This is a genomic window from Nonomuraea rhodomycinica (assembly GCF_013363995.1).
Taxonomy (GTDB): Bacteria; Actinomycetota; Actinomycetes; order Streptosporangiales; family Streptosporangiaceae; genus Nonomuraea; species Nonomuraea rhodomycinica.
In genome coordinates this window covers 213,862-235,044 of record NZ_JABWGO010000005.1, presented here as the reverse complement: position 1 = coordinate 235,044, position 21,183 = coordinate 213,862, and the positions used below count along the sequence as shown (strand labels likewise).

Genomic DNA, 21,183 nt, shown 5'->3' with positions numbered 1-21,183 from the left:
AAAGTCGGCCGGGGAGGCAACCGGAACGGCGTCTCGGGAGTCTCATTGATGGGCGTGGCCGTTCACGACGCAACTCTGGGGAGAGTGGGCCCGCCGTGGACGGCCACGGCCATGTCGCGCCACGCTCACCCGTTATTGGGATGCGGAACGGCGGCGCGGTCCGGCAGCATGGACCGTTGGCTCCCGGCGCACGGGGCTCAAATATCCTGAAAGCAGTATGGGAACCTCCGCGTTGTCCTCTCCGCTCTCCGACATCCAGTCCCGCCTGCCCGAGCTCATGCCGCGTGATCAGCGGCGGCTGCGGCGCAGGCTCGACGGCGCGCGCCGGGTGCGCTCCCGCGAGGCCCGCGACAAGATCGCCGCGGAGATCCTCGCCGACGTCGAGCGCGCCGAGCAGCGGCTGGCCCGCCGCCGCGAGGCCGTGCCCGCGGTCAGCTACCCCGAGGCGCTGCCCGTCTCCCAGCGCAAGGACGACATCCTCGCCGCCATCCGCGACCACCAGGTCGTGATCATCGCCGGTGAGACCGGGTCCGGCAAGACCACCCAGATCCCCAAGATCTGCCTCGAACTCGGCCGCGGCGTGCGCGGCCTGATCGGCCACACCCAGCCCCGCCGCATCGCCGCCCGCACCGTCGCCGAGCGCGTCGCCGAGGAGCTCGGCACCGAGCTGGGCCAGGTCGTCGGCTACAAGGTGCGCTTCACCGACCAGGGCAGCGACCGCACCCTGGTCAAGCTCATGACCGACGGCATCCTGCTGGCCGAGCTCCAGCACGACCGGCTGCTGGAGCAGTACGACACGCTCATCATCGACGAGGCCCACGAACGCAGCCTCAACATCGACTTCATCCTCGGCTACGTCAAGCAGCTCCTGCCCCGGCGCCCCGACCTCAAGGTCATCATCACCAGCGCCACCATCGACCCCGAGCGCTTCTCCCGCCACTTCGGCGACGCCCCGATCATCGAGGTCTCCGGCCGCACCTACCCCGTCGAGGTCCGCTACCGGCCGCTCGGCGAGGACGACGACCAGACGCAGGGCATCGTCGACGCCTGCCGCGAGCTGGTCACCGAGGGCCCGGGCGACATCCTGGTCTTCCTCAGCGGCGAGCGGGAGATCCGCGACGCCGCCGACGCGCTCGGCAAGGCCGAGTTCCGCAACACCGAGATCCTGCCGCTGTACGCGCGGCTAAGCGCCGCCGAGCAGCACCGCGTCTTCCAGCGCCACACCGGCCGGCGCATCGTGCTGGCCACGAACGTGGCCGAGACGTCGCTCACGGTCCCCGGCATCAAGTACGTCGTCGACCCCGGCTACGCCCGCATCTCCCGCTACAGCCACCGCACCAAGGTGCAGCGCCTGCCCATCGAGGCGATCTCCCAGGCCAGCGCCAACCAGCGCAAGGGCCGCTCCGGCCGTACCTCCGACGGCATCTGCGTCCGGCTGTACGAGGAGGAGGACTTCCTCGGCCGGCCGGAGTTCACCGACCCGGAGATCCTGCGCACCAACCTGGCATCGGTCATCCTGCAGATGACCTCCATCGGGCTGGGCGACATCGAGGCGTTCCCGTTCGTGGAGCCGCCGGACCGCCGCCAGGTCAAGGACGGCGTCAACCTGCTGCACGAGCTGGGCGCGTTCGACGCGGAGGGCCGGCTCACCCCGATCGGCCGCAAGCTCGCGACGCTGCCGGTCGACCCGCGGCTCGGCCGCATGGTGCTGGAGGCCGAGAAGCACGGCTGCCTGCGCGAGGTCATGGTGATCGCCGCCGCCCTGTCCATCCAGGACCCGCGCGAGCGCCCCGCCGACAAGCAGCAGCAGGCCGACGAGAAGCACCGCCGCTTCGCCGACCCCGAGTCCGACTTCCTCACCTACCTCAACCTCTGGCACTACCTCCAGGACAAGCAGCAGGAGCTGTCCTCCAGCGCCTTCCGCCGCCTGTGCAGGGCCGAGTACCTCAACTACCTGCGCGTGCGCGAGTGGCAGGACATCTACAGCCAGCTCCGCCAGGCGCTCGGCGCCCAGCCCAACAGCCACCCCGGCGACCCGCACAGCGTCCACGTGTCGCTGCTGGCAGGACTGCTGTCCCACATCGGCGTCAAGGACGTCATGGACAAGCAGCGCCCCTCCGACGGCCGCCGCCCCCTCCAGGAGTACATCGGCGCCCGCAACGCCCGCTTCGCCATCTTCCCCGGCTCGGCCCTGGCCAGGAAGCAGCCGCAGTGGGTCATGTCGGCCGAGCTCGTCGAGACCTCGCGGCTGTGGGCCCGGGTCAACGCGAAGATCGAGCCGGGCTGGGTCGAGCCGCTCGCCCAGCACCTCGTCAAGCGCTCCTACTCCGAGCCGCACTGGGAGAAGGACCAGGGCGCGGTCATCGCGCTGGAGAAGGTCACCCTGTACGGCGTGCCGCTGGTGACCGGCCGCAAGGTCAACTACGGGCGCATCGACCCCGAGCTGTCCCGCGAGCTGTTCATCCGGCACGCGCTCGTCCAGGGCGAGTGGGACGCCCACCACGATTTCCTGCGCGCCAACCGGCGGCTGCTCCAGGAGGTCGAGGAGCTGGAGAACCGTGCCCGCCGCCGCGACATCATGGTCGACGACGAGGCGCTGTTCGACTTCTACGACCGGCGGGTGCCCGCCGACGTGGTGTCGGCCCGCCACTTCGACGCCTGGTGGAAGAAGGCCCGCGCCACCGACCCCGGCCTGCTGACCTTCTCCCCGGAGATGCTGGTCAACGAGGGCGCCGACGTCAGCACCCAGGACTACCCCGACACCTGGCGCCAGCTCGGCCAGCGGATGAAGCTGACCTACCAGTTCGAGCCGGGCGCCGACGCCGATGGCGTGACCGTCCACGTGCCGCTCCAGGTGCTCAACCAGATCGGCGCCGACGGCTTCGACTGGCAGATCCCCGGTCTGCGCGAGGAGCTGGTCACCGAGCTGATCAGGTCGCTGCCCAAGCCGCTGCGCCGCAACTTCGTGCCCGCCCCCAACTACGCCAAGCAGGTGCTGGCGGGGGTGAAGCCGGGCGGCGAGCCGCTGCTGGAGGCCGTGGAGCGCGAGCTGCTGCGGCTCACCGGCGTACGCGTGCCGCGCGAGGCGTGGCAGCTCGACCAGGTCCCCGACCACCTGCGCATCACGTACCGGGTGATCGACGAGCGCAAACGGACGATCGCCGAGGACAAGGACCTCGACGCGCTCAAGCGGCGCCTCGCCCCGCGCCTGCGCCGCACGCTGTCGGCGGCGGCCGACGACCTCGAGCGCACCGGCCTGCGCACGTGGAGCTTCGGCACGCTGCCCAAGGTGTTCGAGCAGGGCCGCATGAAGGGCTTCCCGGCCCTCGTGGACGACGGCGACTCGGTCTCCATCAAGATCTTCGAGACGGAGGCGGAGCAGCGCCGCTCCCACTGGCCCGGCACGCGCCGCCTGCTGCTGCTCAACGTCACCAACCCGGCCAAGTCCCTGCTCGCCGGGCTGTCCAACCAGGCCAAGCTGGCCCTGTCGCGCAGCCCGCACGGCGGCGCCGTGGCGCTGTTCGACGACGTGGTCAACGCGGCGGCCGACCAGCTCATGCTCGACATGGGCGGCGCCCCCTGGGACGCGGTCGCCTTCGACCGCCTCTACCAGCACGTACGCGCCGAGCTGCACGACACCGCGGCCGACGTGCTGGCCAAGGTGGAGCAGATCCTGAGCGTGTGGCACGCGGTCGGCACGCGACTGGACTCGCTGCGGTCGAGCGCCTCGACGGAGGACGTGCGCGAGCAGCTCCGCGGGCTCGTGTACGCGGGTTTCGTCACCGCGACCGGCCGGCGTCGGCTGTCCGACGTGCTGCGCTACCTGCGGGCCGTCGAACGGCGGCTGACCAAGCTGCCGGAGGAGCCCTGGCGCGACGAGGAGTGGATGGCGCGGGTGCACAAGGTCGAGGACGACTACCACGACCTGCTGGACAAGCTCCACCCGGCCCGGCGTTCGGACCCGGACGTGGTGGAGATCAGGTGGATGATCGAGGAACTGCGGGTCAGCTTCTTCGCCCAGACGCTCGGGACCCCCACCCCGGTGTCGGAGAAGCGCATCGCGAAGGCGATGGAGCGGCTCAGCCCTTGAAGATGGAGGTGTCGAGCTCGAGGTTGACGGGGTCGGGCAGCCGGACTGTCGAGCCGATCGGCACAGTGGCGAGCGCGATGTAGGCGCCGTTGTCGATGGTGCTGTGGACAGTGACCGTCTGAGGGGTGGCGACGATGTCGATCAGGAGATAGATCGGCACTCCGGCTGCCGCATAGAGGCGCGGCTTCTCTGTGCGATCGCGAACGATACTCCCCTTGGAGACCACCTCGGCGACCATGATCAAGCCGGAGGAGCGCAGCTCACGCTCTCCCCAGCGAGGGCAGTCGGAGGGCGCCAGCACGAAATCGGGCTCCACCGGATCCCGCGAGCCGTCGAGACACACATCGACGTTGCCGGTGTAGCCCCACCAGCCATGCTCATCCATGACCGGGATAAGCGCGCGGTAGAGCAGCATGGCGTGGTTGGCGTGCTCGGGAGTGCCGACGGGGGTCAAGATCACGCTTCCTTCGATGACTTCAGCGCGGAAGCCCGGCAACTCTGGGAGTGCTTCGAACAACTCGCGCCCCGTCTCCGGCACGCCGCTGTCTTCAGCGAGCCACATCTTCGGGCGCTTACGGTCTCTCTTCGGCAGCACCGCGCTCATCGGCCGTCCCTCCGTAGTCGAACGGGCACGCTAAGTATTGCATGTCCTGCCCCTCCGCTGAAGCGCCTTCCCCCCGCCCGTACAGTGGGGCCCGACGAGAAGGGACAGGGATGATCAAGGCAGTGGTGTTCGACGTCGGCGAGACGCTCGTCGACGAGACCCGCATCTGGTCGCGGTGGGCCGACCGGCTGGGCGTCAGCAGGTTCGTGATGATGGGCGCGCTGGGCGGCATGGCGGCGCTGGACCGCTCGCACCGCGAGGCGTTCGAGCTCGTCCGGCCCGGTATCGACATCGACGCCGAGCTGGCGGCCTGGGAACGGGACGAGCCGGACAGTCTGCGCAACCACTTCGACGCCGACGACCTCTACCCGGACGTGCGCGATGCCCTCGCGGCGCTGCGCGCCGCCGGCCTTCAGGTGATCATCGCGGGCAACCAGCCGGCCCGGGCCTACGACGCGCTGGTCGCCATGGAGCTGCCGGCCGACTCCGTCCACACCTCGGAGGGGTGGGGCGTGTCCAAGCCCGACCCCGGGTTCTTCGCCAAGGTCGCCGCGGTCGCGGGGCGCGAGCCCGGCGAGATCCTTTACGTGGGCGACCGGCTGGACAACGACGTGCTGCCGGCCGGGCGAGCGGGCATGCGCACGGCGCTGCTGCGGCGCGGGCCGTGGGGGTACCTGCACGCCGAGCGGGCGCGGGCGCGCGAGGCCGACGTGGTCGTCGACGACCTGCACGCCCTGCTGCCCGCGCTCTCCCGCATCGCATGACCCCCCGAGTCGTGTGACGCCGGTGCCGTGTGATCCCCGCGTCGTGTGACGTCGGTGGCGTGTGACCCCCGAGTCCTGTGACTCTCGCGTCCTGTGACTCCTGCGTCGTGTGACTTCGGCGTCGTGTGACCCCTGCGTTGTGTGACTTCCGCGTCGTGTGACCTCGGCGCCGCCTTCCCGCGCCGCCTTCTCCGCGCGGCGTGGCTTCCGCGCCGCGTGATCCTCACGTCGCTTGACGCTCGCGTCGCCTGGGACCCGCGCCGACGGCCCTCCCGGACGCGCTCCTCCCGGACGCGCTCCGCCCGGACGACGCGCCCCGTGACGCGCTCGGCCCGGACGACGCGCCCCGTGACGCGCTCGGCCTGGACGCGCTACGGCCTGGACGCGCGCCGCCCGGACGCGCCTCGCCTGGGCGTGGCTGGGCGGCCCATCAGGACGTCCTCCTGGTGGGCCGCCGCCGGGCGGATCGCCGCGAGAGGCGGGGTGAGGGCCGGCGGGTCCGGCGGCGTGCCGGAACGCCGCCGGCCGGGTCAGCGGGAGGAGGGGCCGGCGGTGCGGCCCACGTCGCCCTCACCCTCGTCCTCGCCGCCGAAGCCGAAGCCGGAACCGGAACCGGAGCCGGGGGCCAGGTCGTCCGGGGCGACGTGGACCGCGCGTTCCTCGGCCGACAGGTCGCCGGAGTCCTCCCCCCAGTCCTCGCCGATCTCGTCCTTCTCCTCGTCGGGTGCCAGTCCCTCGTCGGGCTGCGTCAGGCGGTGCTCCTCCCGGGGCGCCTTCTCCCGGTCGGGCTTCTCCCGCCACAGCCGCTCGTCGAGGGAGTCCTGGTGCTGGGGGTCGTCCTCGTCGATGCGGTGGTCGAGGCCGAGGTCGTCGGTCCACTCCTCGACCTCGATCTCCTGCTCGTCGGCGAAGCCGAACCTGTCCGGAGGTAGTTCGCTCATAGCGGCACCCCTACCCCCACGCACGGCCGGAACCCTAGGATCCGGCCTTCCGCAGCGCCTCCTCCAGCTCCTCTTTGTCCATCTGGGAGCGGCCGGGGATGTCGGCCTGCTGCGCCTGCTTGTACAGCTCGGCCTTCGTGGCCTCGCCGTCGGCCGAGGAGCGGGGGCCCGCGCCGCCCGTCAGCGCGGTCAGCTCCTCGTCGCGCCGCTTCTGGAAGGCCGCGCCGAGCCGCTCCAGCTCCTTGGCGTCGGTCTGGCTCGCCAGCTTCGGCAGCAGCTCGCCCTCCTCCTCCTCGACGTGGTGGTTCACCGCCTCCACCAGCTTGCCGAGGGCCTCCTCGAACTCGGCTGTGCCCGGCTCGGCCCGCACGAGCGCGTCGAGCAGCACCTCCGCCTCCTTGTGCTCCTCCACCTCGTGGTGCGCGTCGATGCCGGGGTAGACGCGGTCCTCCTCGGCGCGGGCGTGCGCGGTGAGCAGGGCGTGCAGCTCCGCGACGGTGGCCCGCGGGTCGCCCTCCTTCTTCTTGAGCCGCTCGAAGAGCGTCTCGACCTTGCGGTGGTCACGGGTGATGAGTGTGATGACATCGGTCGCCATGAGGCGACGTGCTACCCGCCCGGCGCCGCTCCAATCGCCCCGGACGGGCACGCGACGGACGGGGTCAGCGGCCGATCGCGGCGCCGATGAGCGCGCGCGGGTCGGCCGCCCCAGCGAGGGTCCCGTCCGGCCGTACGTCGATGAGGTGCGCGTGGCCGAACATCCCTCCGTACGGCCGCGGGGTCACCGGGTGGCCGAGCGCGGCCAGGCCGTCCGACCACGGCGTGCCCTCCTCCAGGTCCAGGACCGTGTCGTCGGGCGCGTACCAGGTGTCGAAGCCCGTGCCGCCCGAGCCGATCCGCCAGCGCGGCGCGGAGATCGCCGGACCTGGGAGCTCGCCGTGGCGCAGCAGGCGGGTGATGACCTGGAGGAGGACCTGCGGCTGCGCGTCGCCGCCCATGGTGCCCACCACGGAGCGCAGCGCCCCGTCGGGGCGGGTGACCAGCGCCGGCGCGAGCGTGTGCGGCGGCCGGCGGCCGGGGCCGTACTCCGCGGGGTGGCCGGGCGTCAGCGAGAAGCCGATGCCGCGGTTGTGGAGGTTGATGCCGGTACGGGGCTCGAACACCATGCTGCCGAACCCGGCGGCGTTCGACTGGATGAGGGAGACGCCCATGCCGTCGCCGTCCACGGCGCACAGGTACGTGGTGTCGCCGGGCGCGGCCGGGGCGCCGAGGCGGAGCCTGCGGGCCGGGTCCACCAGGGCCCGGCGCCGCTCGATCTCCTCCGCGGACAGCAGGTCCTTGGCGTCCTCGTGCAGCAGGGCCAGGCGGTCGTGGCCGCTCACCCGGGCGGCCTCGGCCAGCAGGTGCGCCCACAGCGGGTCGTCCGGCGAGGCGGGCAGGTCGAGCCCGTCGGCGATGCCGAGCGCCATGAGCAGCAGGTATCCCTGGGAGTTGGGCGGCATCGACCAGACGTCGTGGCCGAACGCCCGGATCCGGAGCGGGGTCACCCAGTCGGCGTTCGGCCGGGCGAGGTCGGAGCGGTCGTACTCGCCGGCGCCGAGCTCCAGCAGTCCCTCGCCGAACTCGCCGAGATAGAAGCCGTCGCGCCCGTCCGCGGCGACGGCGCTCAGCGCCCGGGCCACGCCCGGCCGCCGTACCCGGTCGCCGGCCTCGTGGACGACGGCGAAGTCGCCGCCGCCGGGCCGCTCGGCCGCGATCCGGGCGCCCGCCAGGAGCAGCGGGGACGCGGGGAAGCCCGCGCTCGCCAGCCTGATCGCGGGTTCGAGCAGGGAGGCCAGGGGGAGCCGGCCATGGCGCTCGTGCAGCGCGAGCCACCCGTCCACGCAGCCGGGCACGGGGACCGAGCGGATGTCGTGCAGGTGCGGCATGCGCTCGTGACCCTCGGCGCGCAGCCGGTCGGGGTCGGCGCCCGACCCGGCGCGTCCGGAGGCGTTGAGCGCGGTCACCCCGCCGGAAGAGCCGTCGCCGGAAGAGCCGTCGTGGACCAGGGCGAACAGGTCGCCGCCGAGCCCGCACATGTGGGGGGCGGTGACGGTGAGGACGGCGTTCGTGGCGATGGCGGCGTCGGCGGCCGAGCCGCCGCGGTCGAGCGCCGCCATCCCCGCCGCGGAGGCGAGGTGGTCGACGCTGCACACCATGCCGGATGTCGCGTATCGGGTGTCATGCACGCATTCGACCTTACGGCCGGGCGCGCAGCGCACGAGGCCGGCGCGGGGGATTCGAAGGGAGTTCGCAGCCGCCCGTGACCGGGACGGGGCTGTTCCGGCCGGGGTGGGGAGGCGGCGTCAGACGGGTTCGAGGGGGCGGTCGCGGCTCACCAGGGCCGCGTAGTGGCCGTCGAGGGCCAGCAGGTCCTCGTGCGTGCCGCGCTCGACGACCCGGCCGCCGTCCAGCACCACGATCTGGTCGGCGTCGCGCACGGTGGACAGCCGGTGCGCGATGGTGATCGTGGTACGGCCCTCGGCCAGCGTGTCCAGCGCCTCCTGGACGGCCCGCTCGGTCTGCGTGTCCAGGGCGCTCGTCGCCTCGTCCAGCACCAGCACCGGAGGGTTGCGCAGCAGCGTGCGGGCGATCGCGAGACGCTGCTTCTCGCCGCCGGAGAAGCGGTAGCCGCGCTCGCCGACCAGCGTGTCGTAGCCGTCGGGCAGCGCGGCGATGTGGTCGTGGATGCGGGCCGCCCGCGCCGCCTCCCGCAGCTCGTCGTCGCTCGCGTCGGGCTTGGCGAAGCGCAGGTTGTCGGCGATGGAGGCGTGGAAGAGGTACGTCTCCTGCGAGACCACGCCGACCGTGTCGGCCAGCGTCTCGAAGGTGAGCTCGCGCACGTCCACGCCGTCGATGGTGACCCGGCCGGCGCCGACGTCGTACAGCCGCGGCAGCAGGTAGCCGAGCGTGGTCTTGCCCGAGCCGGTCTCGCCGACGATCGCCAGGCTGGTGCCGGCCGGCACGGTGACGTCCACGCCCTCCAGCGCCGGGGCCTCGCCGTACGAGAAGGACACCTCCTCGTAGCGCACCTCGCCCCGCACGGAGGTGAGCGCGCGGCGGCCCGGGTGGATGTCCACGGGCAGGTCGAGGTACTCGAAGATGCGGCCGAACAGCGCGAGGGAGCTCTGCACCTCCACGCCGAGCCGCAGCAGCGACACCGCCGGCCGGAACAGGCTCACCTGGAGCGTCGTGAACGCCACCAGCGTGCCCACGGAGATCGCCCCGGTGTAGCCGACCGCCCAGTAGATGACGGCGGGCATCGCCGCCATGACGATCTGGATCGACGCCTGCCGCCACCGCCCGGTCATGCTGGAGCGCACGCCGAGGTCGGCCAACTCGTCCGAGGCGTCGGAGAAGCGGCGGGTGAGCTCGGCCGAGCGGCCCATGGTGCGGCCCAGCAGGATGCCGCTGATCGACAGCGACTCCTGGACCATGGAGGAGATGACCGCCAGCTTGCGCTGGCGCTCGGAGGTGATGCGCCGGCGCTCGGCGCCGACGTGCCGGCTGATCCACACGAACACCGGCAGCAGCACGAGCGAGATCGCGGTCAGCCGCCAGTCGAGCGCGACCATGGCCACGACCGTGGCGATCACGGTGGTGAGGTTGGAGACGATCGAGGTGGCCGTGTTGGTGACCACGGACTGCATGCCGCCGATGTCGTTGGCGATGCGCGACTGCACCTCGCCGGTGCGGGTCCTGGTGAAGAAGGCCAGCGACATGCGCTGGAGGTGGGCGTACACGGAGGTGCGCAGGTCGTGCATGACGCGCTGGCCGACCGTCGTGGACACCAGCGTCTGCACGACGTCGAAGACGCTCGTGGTCACGGCGACGACGATCATGCCGAGGGCGAGCAGCGCGAGCAGGCCCGGGTCGCGGCGGGGGATGGCCACGTCCAGCACCTCGCGCAGCAGGAACGGCGAGGCCAGCGACACGAGCGACGACAGCAGGATGAGGGCGCCCACCAGGGCCAGCCGGCCGCGGTAGGCGCGGAAGAGCGTGACGACGCGCCGCAGGGGCGCGCGAGGTTCGTCTGCCAAGAAGACCCCTTTCGGATGTTCGCTCAAACAGAGGTTAACTCATATTTGTTCCCGCCTCTAAGCTTGGGTCATGGACGACATGGAGCTGTCTGAGCTCGTGCACCTGGTCAGCCGCAGGTTGCGGCACGGCTGGAAGAACCGGCTGGAGCCGCTCGGGCTGAACCCGGGCCAGGCGCGGGCGCTGCGCGCGCTGGTCGACGCGGGCCGCCCCCTGCGGATGGTGCAGCTCGCCGACCAGCTCAGGATCGTGCCGCGCTCCGTGACGCCCGTCATCGACACCCTGGAGGAGAGGGGCCTGGTGCGCAGGGAGGTCGATCCGGCCAACCGCCGCTCCACGCTGGTGGTCATCACGGACGCCGGGCGCGAGGTGTACGAACGTGCCCGCGAGGCGCGGCGCGAGGCCGGTCACGACCTCTTCGCGGTGCTCACGGACGAGCAGCGCGACCAGCTCAGGGAGCTGCTGGGGGCGGTGGAGGCCCAGTTCGGGTGATCCTCGGGCGGTAGCGGCCCGACAGGCGGGCCAGCTTGAGGCTCAGGTGCAGGGCCAGCCGCTCGCCGCCGTCCTTGAGGTCGGTGCCGGCCAGCTCCTCCACGCGCTGCAGCCGGTAGTACAGGGAGGTGCGGTGCAGGCGCAGGGCGCGCGAGGTGGCCACCGCGCTGCCCGCCAGGTCGAGGTACGCCTCCAGCGTCTCCAGCAGGGGGAGGTGCTGGTCGTCGCCGAGGAGGGCTTCGAGGCCGGGGTGCAGCTCGTGGCCGGGCAGGTGGGTGAGCATCCGGTAGACCCCGAGCCGGGTCCACTCCGCCGTACGGCCGGCGCCGGTCACCCGGGCGGCCACCTCGGCGGCGTGCCGGGCCTCGGCGTACGAGGCGGCGGCCCCGTCGAGCTCCGGCCGGGGCCGCCCCACCCCGACCGTGACCGGGAGGGGCATGGCGGCGTGCAGCTCCTCGGCGATCGCGAGCGCCACCGGCGGGCCCGACTCCAGGGCGCCGGCGGCGATCAGCAGGACGACGTGGTCGTGGCGGACCAGGTGCAGGGGATGGTGGCCGGTCAACCGCCGCCGCAGCGTCAGCGCCCCCTGCTCCAGCGCCGCCCTGGCCTCCTCGCCAGGGGGCGTGCCGACGGGACCGCGGGGGCGGGCCACCAGGGCCGTCACCGGCTGGGCGCGCGGGAAGGCGCCCGCCTCCACCAGGCGGCGGGCGGCGTCGTGCTCCCCCAGCATCAGCCCCGCCACCGCCTCCAGCTCCCGGCGCGCGGGCAGCCCTGCGGCCAGGCTCTCGTGCAGCAGCGTCAGCCCCAGGCCGGGAGCCGCCGCCGCGGCCTCGGCCACCTGCGCCTGGGTCATGGGCGGGTCGGCGTCGATGAACCACAGGAAGCCGAGCAGCCCCCCGTCGTGCCGTAACGGGACGCACACCCGCGGCAGCAGCCCCGTCTCCGGCGCGCCCGGGATCCGCACGGGACCGGCCGCGTCGTGGATCCCGGCGGCGGCCAGCCGCCGCCGGGCCTCCGGCGCGGCGCGGCGGCGCAGGATCGAGTCGCGGCGGACGTCGTCCATGGCGCCGTTCTGTTCGCTGTGCGCGACGACCCGGTGCAGCCGGTCCTCCACCAGCAGGGGACGGCCGAGACGCGCGGCGAGGTCGTCCACGCTCTGCTGGAGGGTCGCCACGGCTCACCTGGGCATTTCAACAAATGTCGGAAAGGTGCCTACGGCTCTTCCCTACAACTGCGCGATGATCTCTGTCAATATCGCCTATAGCGTCCCATCCGTGAACGCCCCGAAGAAGCTGTTACGAGGTCTCCTCACCGCCCTGGTCCTCGTACCGGTGAGCCTGATGGCGACCCCCGCTTCCGCCGCGCCCCCCTCCGACCCCGAGCTCCCCTGGCGCCGGGCCCACTGGCCCCAGACGCAGCCATGGCAGCAGGACGGCCCCGACGTCCAGGAGCTGCGCTCCCGTCCCGCCGCCGACATCCCGCCGATCGACCCCCAGAACTGGGAGAACCCCGACCACATGACGTGGTCGGACTACACGAAGGTCCCCGGCGCCACCTGGAACGACCCGGCGGTCAAGGGCTCCCAGCGCACCTTCAAGGGCGCCCTGGTGCTGCTCGACTACCCCAACCAGCCGTTCGTGGTCACCCAGCCCAAGGGCTCGACCATCTTCCAGAACCCCAGCGCCGAGGCCCACGACATCCCCCGCGACCAGGTCGCGAAGTTCTACCAGGACTTCCTCAACACCCCCAACGCCCTCAACAAGGGCCACACCATCCACGAGTACTGGATGGAGGACTCCGGCGGGCGCATCGGCGTCGAGCTGACCGGCTTCGGCCCGTACACGATGCCCGGCAAGGACCACGAGTACGCCATGGAGTACCAGGCGGACGCCTGCCCGGCCGGCGACACCTGCAACCGCAACCTGCGCGCCGACGGCAACGCCGCCTGGCTGGCCGCGGTCGGCGAGGAGACCGCCAAGCAGTTCGACTTCGTCTTCTACCTCAGCGCCGGCCAGGACGAGTCGTCCACCTGGCAGGAGTTCGGGATGATGAAGTTCCCGGACAAGGCGTCGGTGCCCGACGAGTGGGGGCCGCCGGACCCCGCCCTGCCCAACTGGTCCAAGACCCGCTACGTCGACTGGACGTCCTGGCAGTCCGGCTCGACGTTCTGGCCCAACGCCCGCTTCGGCGTCGACTCGGTCCAGGCCGAGAGCTCCGGCATGTCCGTCTACGCCCACGAGCTGAGCCACATCATGGGCGTCGCCGACAACTACAACAACCCGTACGGCACGCCGCTGCGCCGCGCCTACTCCGGCATCTGGGACATGCTCAGCCGCGGCACGTTCAACGGCCCCGGCGGCCCGCACAGCCGCTGGCTGATCCCGCCGACCTCCGGCTCCTCCATGGGCGCCCAGCACATGCTGCGCAACAAGATCAAGCTGGAGATGGTCGACGGCCGCAACGTGCTCAGCCTGAACCGCGACGCGCTCGCCCAGTCGGGCCTGGTGACCGCCCGCGTGACGGCGCGCGCCGTGCGGCCCGGCACGGACGGGCTGATGGGCCTGAACATCGCGTTCGGCAGCGGCGACAAGAGCCCCGCCTGCGACACGAGGACCGACCCGCTGTGCGACGGCGGCGGCTACGACAACTACACCGTCGAGGTCGTCGACCGCATGGGCACCGACTCCTTCACCCCCGACTCCGGCGTGCTGCTGGCCAAGACCAAGGACCAGGACCGGGCGCCGTTCATCTGGGTGGTCGACGCCAACCCGCAGGACATCGGCATGACCGACTACGTGCTGCCCGACGGCACCAAGGTGCCGATCACCATGGGCGACTACCGGCAGCTGTCCGACGCCCTGTTCCACGCGGGCACGAACTCGGGCAGCGAGTACGAGTTCGTGGACCAGGCCAACCGGCTGCACTTCTACGTCACCGACGTCCAGCGCGACCGCGAGGGCGTGCTGGCGTACACGGTGGCGGTCCGCTCCCTCGACGGCGCCGGCCCGCAGCGGCGCGGCGTCCGGCTGCTGCCCGCCGCCGGCACCCCGTCCGGGCACAACGTGGCGCGCTGCTCGTTCCCGCTGGTCAACACCGGCAAGGCCGCGCCGGCGCAGGGACAGCACCCCGAGGACGTCAGCGCCTACCTCGGCTCCGACGTCTACCGGCTCAAGGCGGAGGTCAAGGGCAAGGGCTGGACCGCCCAGCTGCCCAACGAGCTCGCCTCGGTCGCGTTCGGCAAGCGGGCCGGCGTGACCGTCAACGCGGTGCGCGCCTCCGGCGGCGACCGGCTGGCCACGGTCACGCTCACCGCCACCTCGGAGAGCGACCCGGCCAAGAAGGCCACCGCCACCTGCCACGTGATCGGCCTGTAGCAGGGGCACGTCCGCGGGGTACGGCCGGAACCCGGCCGTACCCCCTCGGTGTTCGCACGGTACGACGTGAAGAGAGAGGTCCCGTTGACCGGGCAGCCGCCTGACAACCCGGAGCCCCGGCGTGCCGACATGCCGGAGCCCCGGCGTGCCGACAAGCCGGAGCCCCGGCGCCGGGGCATCCCCGTGGCCGCGCCCGTCGCGGCCGGGCTCGCCGCGGCGGCCGCCAGCATCCTGGCCGCCTCCCTGGAGTGGGACATCCCGCCCATCGCCAAGATCGGCGTGACGGCCGGCGCCGCGATCCTCGTCGGCCTGACCACCTGGGCCACCACCGAGTCCAAGCCCAAGGCGCCCGCCAGGGCCGACCCCGCCTCCCGCGCCCCCGACCAGTGGCCGCCCGTGCCGGAGCACTTCACCGGCCGCACCGAGGCGCTGGCCGAGCTGCGCGAGGTCTTCACCGCCCGCCGCGGGGCGAGCGACGTCGCCCCGCCGCTCGTCGTGTCCGTGTACGGCAGGGGCGGCGTCGGCAAGTCCGCGCTCATGGCCCGCTTCGGCCAGGAGGTCGCCGGCTGGTTCCCCGACGGGCGGCTGCACGCCGACCTGCGCGGCGGCGCGGGCGCCCCCGTACGCCCGGAGGAGGTGCTGATCGGGTTCCTGCGGGCGCTCGGCGTCCGCCTCACCACCGACCCCGGCGGCCTGGACGAGCTGCGCCGGCTCTGGCTCACCTGGACCAAGGGCCGCCGCATCCTCATCGGCCTCGACAACGCGCACAACGCCGACCAGGTCAAGCCGCTCATCCCGGCCGAGCCCGGCTGCGCGGTGCTGGTCACCTCGCGCCAGCCGCTGTTCCTCAACGCCACGCACGACACCCGGCTCGGCGTGTTCAGCGAGGCGCAGGGCGTGGAGCTGCTGGCCCGGCTGGCGGGCAGCGCCCGGGTCGTGGACGACCTGGACGCGGCCAAGGAGATCGTCCGGCTGTGCGACCGGCTGCCGCTGGCCATCGGCATCTGCGGCGGGCGGCTGGCCACCCGCGAGCAGTGGACGCTGCGCGAGATGGCCGACCGGCTGGCCGACGAGCGCCGCATCCTCGACCAGCTCGAACTCGCGCCGACCGTCGACACCAGCGTGCGCGCCTCGGTCCAGCTCAGCTACGACGACTGCACCGGCATGCAGCGCCGCCTGCTGCGGCTGCTGTCGGCGCTCACCGTGCCCGACGTGCCCGGCTGGGTGGCGGGCGAGCTGCTCGACATCTCGGTGCTCGACGGCGCCGACCAGCTAGAGGCGCTCATCGACGCCCAGCTCGCCGAGTGCTCCGGCACCGACCAGACCGGGACCATGCGCTACCGGCTGCACGACCTGGTCCGCGTCTTCGCCGCCGAGCCGGCCGCCGAGGAGGACGAGAGCCGGCGCCGCGACGCGGTCGAGCGGGTGCTGTCGGGCTACCGCCGCCGCGCCGAGGCCGCCGCCCAGGACCGCTGGCCGCAGGACTGGAGCAGGGGCGGCCGCCGCTCCAGCGCCGAGGGCCAGGTCCACGCCGGCGACTGGCTGAACGCCGAACGGCTCAGCCTGGTCGCCCTGGTCGGCCTGGCCCGGGAGTACGAGCTGTGGGAGCTGACCTGGGGGCTGGCCCGCGCGTTCTGCTCCCTCTGCCACTCGCTGCGCGCCTACTGGGCCGACTGGCGGGAGGTCGCCGAGCTGGGCTGCGAGGCGGCGCTGCGCTCCGGCGACCGGCGGGCGCTGGCCATCTCGCTGCTGGACCGGGCCGCCGTGCAGGGCGGGATCGGCGCACACGAGCTGGGCCGCGCCGACGCCGAGCGGGCGCTGGAGCTGTTCACCGAGCTGGGCGAGACGTGGTGGGCGGCGCGGGCCCGGCGGGCGATCGGCATGGCGCTGTTCTCCGACGGCCACCTCGACCGCGCCCAGGAGCACCTGACCGGGGCGATCGCCGCGTTCCGGGCCGAGGACGACCAGTGGTGGATGGCCCGCACCCAGCGCAACCTGGCCGAGCTGCGGCTGGCCGAGCGGCGCCCGGAGGAGGCCAGGGAACTGCTGGAGGACTCGCTGGCGGTCTTCGAGCGCTCCGGCCACCGGTACTCCGAGGCGCAGACGCTGCGCGCGTACGGCGAGGTGCTGGCCGCCCAGGCGCGCGGCCTGCGCAGGGACGGCGAGCACCGGGCCGCGCTCGACGGGTTCACCCGGGCCGGCCACAGCCTGAGCCGGGCCGCCGAGATGTTCCGGCAGCGCGGCGAGCTGTGGGAGGAGGCGCGCTGCCTGCGCGCCGCCGGCGAGGTGGGGGACCCGGCCAACGGGCTGCGCGAGCTGGACTTCGTCCGGCGGGCCGAGGACATCCTGGCCGCGCTCGGCGACTCGTGGGGCGTGGCCCGCACCGCTCTGTCCGCCGGGCGGGCGCTGGCCCGGCTCGGGCGCATCGAGGAGTCGGAGCGGGAGCTGCGCCGGGCCATGGAGGCGTTCCGGGAGCTGGACGACCGGTGGTGGATGGCGCTCAGCCTGCGCTACCTCGGCGAGGCGCACCTCGACGCCGGGGGAGCGCGGGCCGCGGTCGGCCCGCTGCGCGAGGCGCGCGAGATCTACCGCAGCCTCGGCAACGAGGCCGGCATGCGCCGCACCCTGGAGCTCCTGCGCCGCGCGGAGACCTGACCCGCGGCTTCCCGGCACGCCCAGGTGAGCGGGGTCCTGTCGGAGGGGCGCTCAGGTGAGCGGGGTCCGCAGGAGCTCGCCCGCGGTGCGGCGCGCCTGCAGCACGCTCTCCTCGAACAGCCGCCGCACCTGCCGCGCCTGCTCGCCCAGCTCCCTGATGTGCCGGTGCGCCAGGTCGTCGCGGACGGTGTCGGCGATCAGCCGCTGGTAGTCGGGCGTGCGCGCGGCCAGCGTCTCCAGCCGCTGGTGCGCGTGGTAGACCTGGTCGGCGCGCGTCACCTGCCGCGCGTACTCCTCCAGGTGCCGCACCCGCCGCGCCAGCGACGTCCAGGCCGCGTCCAGGGCCGTCGTGTACGGACGGAACGCGTCCTCCAGGCCCGAGGGCAGGACGCGGGGCACGAGCCTGCGGTGCTCCGCGTGCATGGCCGACAGCCGCGCCAGCCGCTGGGCGATCTGCCACACCTCCTCCGGCAGCGTCACCTGGTTGTCGATGGTGTCGATGAACCCCGCCCGCTGCACGGTGGACGACAGGATGGCGTCCACGGCGTCCTGGGCGCGGCGCAGCAGCCGCTGGCACGGGTAGTCGAGGTCCTCGGGCAGCACGTAGTGCGCGGCGTACTGGCGCGCCAGCCGTATCCGCTGCCGGACGTCGTGCTGCCCGGCCGCCACACCGGCGTACCGCAGCAGCGCGATCAGGCCGATGATCCCCGCGATGATCGCCGCGGAGGACGCGCCGCCGACGACGTAGGCCAGCATGGCGATCCACGGGACGAGGAAGAGCAGGACGCGACCGCCGGACGCCTTCGGCTCCACACCGGTACGCGCCATGCGGAGGAACTGCGGCCCCGACCACAGCCGGGCCCAGACGTCCCGCGGCAGCGCTGGATCGATCACCACCCGGGGAGGCAGAGCGCGTGGATCCATATGTTCATGCTGCGTTATGAACCTTGAATCCGCTGAAGATTGGCGGACATATAGGGTCTAAGCGATGAACGCGATGACGAGATGGATCGACCTGGAAGGCGCCGTCAACGTCCGCGACCTGGGCGGACTGCCCACCGTCGACGGAGGCGTCACCCGTTACGGCCGGATCTTGCGGTCGGACAACCTCCAAGGGCTCACCCACCGCGACGTGTCGCGCCTCGTGGGCGAGCTCAAGCTGCGGCACGTCGTGGACCTCCGCTCGACGGCCGAGGTCACCCTCGAAGGACCGGGACCGCTGGCCCGCGTGCCGGAGGTGACCCACCACCATCTGACGCTGTTCGCCGAGGGCGGCAGGCACACCGACGTCGAGGCCGACACCATCGACGCCGACAAGGTGCTGCCCTGGCAGGAGCGCCAGCTCGACGAGGACCTGCGGATGACCGGGTTCTACTACGGCTACCTGCGCGACCGTCCCGACTCGGTGGTGGCGGCGCTGCGGGCCATGACGCTGGACGACGGCGCGGCCGTGGTCCACTGCGCCGCCGGCAAGGACCGCACCGGCGTGCTGTCGGCGCTGGCGCTGGAGGCCGCGGGCGTCACCCGGCAGGCGATCGTCGAGGACTACGTGGCGACGGGCGAGCGGCTGGAGCAGGTGCTGCGGCGGCTGCGATCCAGCAGCACGTACCGCGACGACCTGGACTCGCGCCCGGCCGACGACCACATGCCGCGCCCCCGCTACATCCAGCAGTTCCTGTCGGTGCTGGACGAGCGGTTCGGCGGGCCGATGGGCTGGCTGGGGGCGCACGGCTGGACGGCCGCGGACACCGAGGCGATGCGCGCCCGGCTGCGCGACTGAGCCGGGGCGCGGCGACCAAGGCGGGACGGGGCCGCCCCGCGCGAGCGGCTAGGCGAGGGTGACGACCGACCGCTCGGTCACCGAGCGGCGGGCCGCCTCCAGGACGGCCAGCGCGCCGGCCACGCTCTCGGGCGTGACCGGCGGCGGCGCCCCCTCCCGCAGGCAGGCCGCGACGCCCCGGTAGAAGTCGAGGTACGCGCCGGGCAGCGTGGGCACGATGCCCTGCCGCTCGGTGTCGCCGAGGGTGCCCCACCGCTCCTCGGGCTCCTCGCCGAAGCCCGGGGAGTCCGGCGCCACGCCGGCCCGCAGCCGTTCCTCCTGCACGTCCAGGCCGTCCTTGACGTACGCGGCCAGCGAGCCGAGCACCCGGAACCGGGGGCCGGGCCGGGCGGCCAGCGCGCCGGCCCACAGGTGTGACCTGGTGCCGCCGGCGTGGGTGAGGGCGAGGAAGGTGTCGTCGTCGCCGGAGACGCCGGCGCGGCGCACGTCGCTCTCGGCGTAGACCTCGCGCACCGGGCCGAACAGCTCGATCGCCTGGTCGACCAGGTGGCTGCCGAGGTCGTAGAGCAGGCCGCCGATCTCCTCCTCGCCGCCCGTCTCGCGCCAGCCGCCCTTGGGCCGGGGCCGCCAGCGTTCGAAGCGCGACTCGAAGCGGTGGACCTCGCCGAGGGCGCCGCCCTTCACCAGCTCGCGCACGGTGAGGTAGTCGCCGTCCCAGCGGCGGTTCTGGAAGACGGTCAGCATGAGGCCGTGCTCGCCGGCCAGCGCGGCGAGCTCGCGGGCCTCGGCGGCGGTGCGGGCGAGCGGCTTGTCGACGACGACCGGCTTGCCGCGCGTGAGCGCCTCGGTGGCCAGCGGCACGTGGGTGCGGTTGGGCGAGGCGACGACGACGAGGTCGCACAGGTCCCACAGCTCGCCGGCGGAGGGCACGGCGCGCGCGCCGTAGCGGGCGGAGGCGTCGGCGGCGCGGCCCGCGTCGCGGGTCACCACGGCCGCCAGCGTCAGGCCCTCGGCGGCGTGGATCAGCGGCGCGTGGAAGTACGCGCCGGCCGTGCCGTATCCGATCAGGCCGACCCGGATGTCGCTCATCGGGCCAGCCTAACGGCTACTCGTCGTCGCGTTCGGCGAGGAAGCGTTCGAACTGGGCGGCCAGCTCGTCGCCCGTGGGCATCTGCGCGGCCTCGGCCATGAGGTTCTCGCGGTCGGCGCCCCCGGCGAACGCGTCGTACTGCTGCTCCAGGCCGGAGATGGCGGTCGACAGCTCCGTGGACGCCTGGATCTGCTCCTCGATCTCGGCCGTGGTGCGCCGGGCGGCCTCGCGCAGGGTGTCCATGGGGAAGACCAGCCCGGTGCCGCGGGTCACGGCCTCCAGCGCGGTCACGGCGGCCTGGGGGTACTCGGCCTGGGCCAGGTAGTGGGGGACGTGGACGGCGTAGCCGAGCGCGTCGTGGCCCTCGGCGCCCAGGCGGTACTCGAGCAGCGCGGCGGCGCTGCCGGGCACCTGGACCCGGCCGAACGTGCTGGTCTGGTCGGCGTTGAGCAGTTCGGGCCGGCTGGCGTGCGGGGTGACGCCGAGCGGGCGGGTGTGGGGCACGGCCATCGGGATGCCGTGGACGGTGACGAGCCTGCTGACGCCGAGCCGCTCGACGAGCGTGCCGACGGCCCGGGTGAACAGCTCCCACTCGCGGTCCGGCTCCGGGCCGTTCATCACGAGGAACGGCACGCCGGTGGCGTCCTTCACCGCGTACACGGCCAGCTCGGGCATGTCGCAGGACACCCACCGGTCGGTGTCGAACGTCATGACCGGGCGCCGGGAGCGGTAGTCGAGCAGCCGGTCCACGTCGAAGCGCGCCACCACCCGGTGCTCCAGCCCGTCGAGCACGTGCGCCAGCGCGAGCCGCCCGGCGCCTCCGGCGTCCACGAAGCCCTCGAAGTGGTAGAGCAGCACCGGGTCGGCCGGCTCCGGCACGTCGTCGGCCAGCTTGTAGAGATCCGTCGGGTCGAACACGGTTGGACAGCCTTTCCCTAGCTACTCTCAGGTGAAACCCACGGCGAGCCGGAACGATTCCGTGCAGGGCACCCTATCGAGGCAGAACGGGACAGACGGACGGGGTCCGGGTGGCCAGGTTCGACGGCGAAGGTGACACTTTGCTGCGGTGGGCGACCTACGGGAGTGACGCCGGCGACCGCATACGTGTCCGCGCGGGGCGCCGCGGATCCGGATTCGCCTGGCGGTGGTGGGGGACGCGGGCGCGGGAGGTTCGCACACGACGAATTCCATGAATGGTTCCGTCAAATGGGTGAATAGTGCGGAATAGTGCTAAATATCCCAAAATGACATGGAAGTTATCGACTGTGGTTTTTCGGACTGTAGCTCGTCATGCTGTATGAGTGGTTACTTCTGCGCGT

The 21,183-nt window shown here is 72.9% G+C and carries 15 protein-coding genes; 6 read left to right on the top strand and 9 right to left on the bottom strand.

Annotated elements, in window-relative coordinates; translation table 11 throughout:
• Positions 1 to 217: 217 nt before the first annotated feature.
• Entirely contained in the window at positions 218 to 4,090 is a 3,873-nt protein-coding gene (gene hrpA, locus HT134_RS22560) for an ATP-dependent RNA helicase HrpA (RefSeq protein ID WP_175602429.1), read from the top strand.
• Here hrpA and HT134_RS22555 read toward each other — a convergent pair.
• A complete protein-coding gene (locus HT134_RS22555) occupies positions 4,080 to 4,694 on the bottom strand; it encodes a Uma2 family endonuclease (protein WP_175602428.1) in 615 nt (204 codons plus the stop codon). The genes hrpA and HT134_RS22555 overlap by 11 nt on opposite strands.
• Positions 4,695 to 4,804: 110 nt before the next feature.
• On the opposite strand from HT134_RS22555, the gene HT134_RS22550 reads away from it, so the two are divergent.
• Entirely contained in the window at positions 4,805 to 5,458 is a 654-nt protein-coding gene (locus tag HT134_RS22550) for an HAD family hydrolase (protein ID WP_175602427.1), read from the top strand.
• 530 nt (positions 5,459 to 5,988) lie between these two features.
• Here the strand turns inward: HT134_RS22550 and HT134_RS22545 are convergent.
• The 4 genes from HT134_RS22545 to HT134_RS22530 all read right to left on the bottom strand — a co-directional run bounded on the left by HT134_RS22545 (position 5,989) and on the right by HT134_RS22530 (position 10,475).
• Complete coding sequence (locus HT134_RS22545; RefSeq protein ID WP_175602426.1) at positions 5,989 to 6,399, bottom strand: DUF5709 domain-containing protein; 411 nt, start codon at positions 6,397 to 6,399, stop codon at positions 5,989 to 5,991.
• 34 nt (positions 6,400 to 6,433) lie between these two features.
• Positions 6,434 to 6,994, bottom strand: a complete 561-nt coding sequence (locus tag HT134_RS22540; protein ID WP_175602425.1) for a hemerythrin domain-containing protein — start codon at positions 6,992 to 6,994, stop codon at positions 6,434 to 6,436.
• A gap of 64 nt (positions 6,995 to 7,058) precedes the next feature.
• Positions 7,059 to 8,624, bottom strand: a complete 1,566-nt coding sequence (locus HT134_RS22535; protein ID WP_175602424.1) for a gamma-glutamyltransferase family protein — start codon at positions 8,622 to 8,624, stop codon at positions 7,059 to 7,061.
• Between the two features lie 117 nt (positions 8,625 to 8,741).
• On the bottom strand, positions 8,742 to 10,475 hold the full coding sequence (locus HT134_RS22530) for an ABC transporter ATP-binding protein (protein ID WP_246364972.1): 1,734 nt from the start codon (positions 10,473 to 10,475) through the stop codon (positions 8,742 to 8,744).
• 70 nt (positions 10,476 to 10,545) lie between these two features.
• Here HT134_RS22530 and HT134_RS22525 point away from each other — a divergent pair, with 70 nt between their 5' ends.
• The gene (locus tag HT134_RS22525; RefSeq protein WP_175602422.1) at positions 10,546 to 10,965 is read left to right on the top strand and encodes a MarR family winged helix-turn-helix transcriptional regulator; all 420 of its coding nucleotides are present in this window, start codon (positions 10,546 to 10,548) and stop codon (positions 10,963 to 10,965) included.
• On the opposite strand, the gene HT134_RS47705 is transcribed toward HT134_RS22525, so the two are convergent.
• Positions 10,925 to 12,139 (bottom strand): PucR family transcriptional regulator, encoded by a 1,215-nt coding sequence (locus HT134_RS47705; RefSeq protein WP_175602421.1) that lies wholly within the window; start codon positions 12,137 to 12,139, stop codon positions 10,925 to 10,927. The genes HT134_RS22525 and HT134_RS47705 overlap by 41 nt on opposite strands.
• Positions 12,140 to 12,239: 100 nt before the next feature.
• Here HT134_RS47705 and HT134_RS22515 point away from each other — a divergent pair, with 100 nt between their 5' ends.
• Positions 12,240 to 14,339, top strand: coding sequence for a M6 family metalloprotease domain-containing protein (locus tag HT134_RS22515; protein WP_312888334.1), 2,100 nt, complete (start codon positions 12,240 to 12,242; stop codon positions 14,337 to 14,339).
• Positions 14,340 to 14,468: 129 nt separating this feature from the next.
• A complete protein-coding gene (locus HT134_RS22510; protein WP_175602420.1) occupies positions 14,469 to 16,994 on the top strand; it encodes an ATP-binding protein in 2,526 nt (841 codons plus the stop codon).
• A 51-nt stretch (positions 16,995 to 17,045) separates the two neighbouring features.
• Here the strand turns inward: HT134_RS22510 and HT134_RS22505 are convergent, their stop codons facing one another.
• Positions 17,046 to 17,918 carry a hypothetical protein gene (locus tag HT134_RS22505; protein ID WP_175602419.1) on the bottom strand — a complete coding sequence of 291 codons (873 nt, stop codon included), beginning with the start codon at positions 17,916 to 17,918 and terminating at the stop codon, positions 17,046 to 17,048.
• Positions 17,919 to 17,982: 64 nt separating this feature from the next.
• Here HT134_RS22505 and HT134_RS22500 point away from each other — a divergent pair, with 64 nt between their 5' ends.
• Positions 17,983 to 18,774, top strand: a complete 792-nt coding sequence (locus HT134_RS22500) for a tyrosine-protein phosphatase (protein WP_175602418.1) — start codon at positions 17,983 to 17,985, stop codon at positions 18,772 to 18,774.
• A 48-nt stretch (positions 18,775 to 18,822) separates the two neighbouring features.
• Here the strand turns inward: HT134_RS22500 and HT134_RS22495 are convergent, their stop codons facing one another.
• Positions 18,823 to 19,863, bottom strand: coding sequence for a Gfo/Idh/MocA family oxidoreductase (locus HT134_RS22495; RefSeq protein WP_175602417.1), 1,041 nt, complete (start codon positions 19,861 to 19,863; stop codon positions 18,823 to 18,825).
• Positions 19,864 to 19,879: 16 nt separating this feature from the next.
• On the bottom strand, positions 19,880 to 20,782 hold the full coding sequence (locus tag HT134_RS22490; protein WP_175602416.1) for a proteasome assembly chaperone family protein: 903 nt from the start codon (positions 20,780 to 20,782) through the stop codon (positions 19,880 to 19,882).
• Positions 20,783 to 21,183 lie beyond the last annotated feature (401 nt).

Excerpts from the sequence above, each read along its gene's own strand:
- hrpA (WP_175602429.1), top strand. The coding sequence starts at position 218 with ATGGGAACCTCCGCGTTGTCCTCTCCGCTCTCCGACATCCAGTCCCGC.
- HT134_RS22555 (WP_175602428.1), bottom strand. The coding sequence starts at position 4,694 with ATGAGCGCGGTGCTGCCGAAGAGAGACCGTAAGCGCCCGAAGATGTGG.
- HT134_RS22550 (WP_175602427.1), top strand. The coding sequence starts at position 4,805 with ATGATCAAGGCAGTGGTGTTCGACGTCGGCGAGACGCTCGTCGACGAG.
- HT134_RS22545 (WP_175602426.1), bottom strand. The coding sequence starts at position 6,399 with ATGAGCGAACTACCTCCGGACAGGTTCGGCTTCGCCGACGAGCAGGAG.
- HT134_RS22540 (WP_175602425.1), bottom strand. The coding sequence starts at position 6,994 with ATGGCGACCGATGTCATCACACTCATCACCCGTGACCACCGCAAGGTC.
- HT134_RS22525 (WP_175602422.1), top strand. The coding sequence starts at position 10,546 with ATGGACGACATGGAGCTGTCTGAGCTCGTGCACCTGGTCAGCCGCAGG.
- HT134_RS22510 (WP_175602420.1), top strand. The coding sequence starts at position 14,469 with ATGCCGGAGCCCCGGCGTGCCGACAAGCCGGAGCCCCGGCGCCGGGGC.
- HT134_RS22505 (WP_175602419.1), bottom strand. The coding sequence starts at position 17,918 with ATGGATCCACGCGCTCTGCCTCCCCGGGTGGTGATCGATCCAGCGCTG.
- HT134_RS22500 (WP_175602418.1), top strand. The coding sequence starts at position 17,983 with ATGAACGCGATGACGAGATGGATCGACCTGGAAGGCGCCGTCAACGTC.
- HT134_RS22495 (WP_175602417.1), bottom strand. The coding sequence starts at position 19,863 with ATGAGCGACATCCGGGTCGGCCTGATCGGATACGGCACGGCCGGCGCG.